Origin of the sequence: Pseudomonas sp. K5002 (genome assembly GCF_013386655.1) — a bacterium.
GTDB lineage: Bacteria > Pseudomonadota > Gammaproteobacteria > Pseudomonadales > Pseudomonadaceae > Aquipseudomonas.
In genome coordinates this window covers 1-2,520 of sequence record NZ_JACARK010000085.1, presented here as the reverse complement: position 1 = coordinate 2,520, position 2,520 = coordinate 1, and the positions used below count along the sequence as shown (strand labels likewise).

The 2,520-nt window shown below is 64.3% G+C and carries 3 protein-coding genes; all 3 read right to left on the bottom strand.

The window, feature by feature from the left end; genetic code table 11:
- On the bottom strand, nucleotides 1-86 hold an 86-nt coding region (locus tag HX846_RS40350), incomplete at its 3' end, for a biotin carboxylase N-terminal domain-containing protein (RefSeq protein WP_178965066.1).
- Nucleotides 83-889, bottom strand: a complete 807-nt coding sequence (locus tag HX846_RS05205) for a gamma-carboxygeranoyl-CoA hydratase (protein WP_102605889.1) — start codon at nucleotides 887-889, stop codon at nucleotides 83-85. The genes HX846_RS40350 and HX846_RS05205, both read right to left, overlap by 4 nt.
- A 15-nt stretch (nucleotides 890-904) precedes the next feature.
- A complete protein-coding gene (locus HX846_RS05200) occupies nucleotides 905-2,512 on the bottom strand; it encodes a carboxyl transferase domain-containing protein (protein WP_003212470.1) in 1,608 nt (535 codons plus the stop codon).
- Nucleotides 2,513-2,520: the final 8 nt, after the last annotated feature.

Genomic DNA, 2,520 nt, shown 5'->3' with positions numbered 1-2,520 from the left:
GTCAGGCCCATGGCCTTGGCGGTACGCATCACCCGGCAGGCGATTTCGCCACGGTTGGCTACCAATACGGTAGTAAGCGTCTTCATGAACGCGGCTCCTGAGGCTGCCAGTTGGGCGCGCGTTTTTGCAGAAAGGCACGCAGGCCTTCCTGGCCTTCGGTGCTGACGCGGATCCGGGCGATGGAGTTCTCGCAGTAGCGACGCAACGCTGGCGTCAGGGCACCGTGGCCGACTTCCCGTAGCAGGTCCTTGCTGGCGCGCATGGCCGCGGGGCTGTTGAGCAGCAGATTGGTAATCCACAATTCGACATGTATGTCCAAATCATCGGCAGGATAACTTTCCGCCAGCAAGCCGATTTCCCGTGCCCGCTGACCGCCAAAGCGATCCGCTGTGAGGGCATAGCGACGGGCTGCCCGTTCGCCGATCGCCTGCACCACGAACGGGCTGATCACCGCCGGCGCCAGGCCAATGCGCACTTCCGACAGGCAGAACTGCGCATCGTCGGCGCCAATCGCCATGTCGCAGCAACTGATCAACCCCAGGGCACCACCGTAGGCCGCACCCTGGACTACCGCCAGCGTCGGGATCTTCAGCTTGGCGAGGTTGTACATCAGCTCCGCCAGTTCTCGGGCATCGTCCAGGTTGGTGTGGTAATCCAGTTCGGCCGACTGCTGCATCCAGGCCAGGTCGGCGCCGGCGCTGAAGTGTTTGCCGCGCCCGCGCAGTACCAGAAAGCGCAGGGCCGGATCGCCTTGCACCCGATCCAGGGCAATGATCAGTTCGCGGATCATTTCGGCATTGAACGCGTTGTTCTTGGCTTCACGACTGAGCCACAGCGTGGCAAAGCCACGGGGGTCGGTGATCAGTTCGAGGGTGTTGAAATCGCTCATGGGGTGCAGCTCCATTTACATGCGGAACACGCCGAAGCGGCTCGGCTCGATGGGGGCGTTCAGCGCGGCGGACAGGGCCAGGGCGAGCACGTCGCGGGTCTGCAGCGGGTCGATGACGCCGTCATCCCACAGCCGTGCGCTGGAGTAGTAGGGGTGGCCCTGGGTTTCGTACTGGTCGAGGATCGGCTGCTTGATCGCCGCTTCCTCATCGCTGCTGAAACCCTGGCCGGCGCGCTCGGCCTGCTCACGCTTGACCTGCACCAGCACGCCGGCGGCCTGTTCGGCGCCCATCACGCCGATGCGTGCGTTGGGCCACATCCACAAGAAGCGCGGGTCGTAGGCGCGTCCACACATGCCGTAGTTACCGGCGCCGAAGCTGCCGCCGATGATCACGGTGAACTTCGGCACCTTGGCACAGGCTACCGCTGTCACCAGTTTGGCGCCGTGCTTGGCGATGCCGCCGGCTTCGTATTTCTGGCCGACCATGAAGCCGGTGATGTTTTGCAGGAACAACAGCGGAATCCCGCGCTGGCAGGCCAGTTCGATAAAGTGCGCGCCTTTTTGCGCGGCCTCGGCGAAGAGGATGCCGTTGTTGGCCAGGATCGCAATCGGATAGCCGTGCAGGTGCGCAAAGCCGCACACCAGAGTGGTGCCAAACAACGCCTTGAATTCATCGAACACCGAGCCGTCCACCAATCGCGCGATCACCTCGCGTACATCGAACGGTTGCTTGGCGTCGGCCGGAATCACGCCGTACAGCTCTTCGCTGCTATAAAGCGGCGCCAGCGGCGTGCGTTGTTGCAATTGCCCCAGCTTGCGCCAGTTGAGGTTGGCCACACTGCGCCGAGCCAGGGCCAGCGCATGTTCGTCGCTGTCGGCATAGTGGTCGGCCACCCCGGAAATCTTGCAGTGCACATCGGCACCGCCCAGGTCTTCGGCGCTGACCACTTCTCCGGTCGCCGCCTTCACCAGCGGCGGGCCGGCGAGGAAGATGGTGGCTTGCTGGCGGACCATGATTGCTTCGTCCGCCATCGCCGGCACATAGGCACCACCGGCGGTGCAGGAACCCATCACCACTGCGATCTGCGGGATGCCCTGGGCGCTCATGTTCGCCTGGTTGAAGAAGATCCGTCCGAAGTGCTCGCGATCCGGGAACACTTCATCCTGACGCGGCAGGTTGGCGCCGCCGGAGTCCACCAGGTAGATGCACGGCAGGCGGTTCTGCTCGGCGATGGTCTGGGCGCGCAGGTGTTTCTTGACGGTCAGCGGGTAGTACGAGCCGCCTTTCACCGTGGCGTCGTTGGCGACGATCATGCATTCGACGCCTTCCACCCGGCCAATCCCGGCAATCACCCCGGCAGCGGGCACGTCTTCGCCGTACACCTGATAAGCCGCCAGCTGGCTGAGTTCAAGGAACGGCGAGCCAGGGTCGAGCAAGCGATTGATCCGCTCGCGGGGCAACAGCTTGCCCCGCGACGTATGCCGCTCCTGGGCCTTGGCGCCGCCGCCTTGCTGCACCTGGGCGAGCAGGGTATGCAGGGCGTCGACCTGTTGGAGCATCGCCGCGCTGTTGGCGGCGAATTCCGCCGAGCGCGGGTTGAGCTGGGTGTGCAGGGTAGCCATGGTGCGCG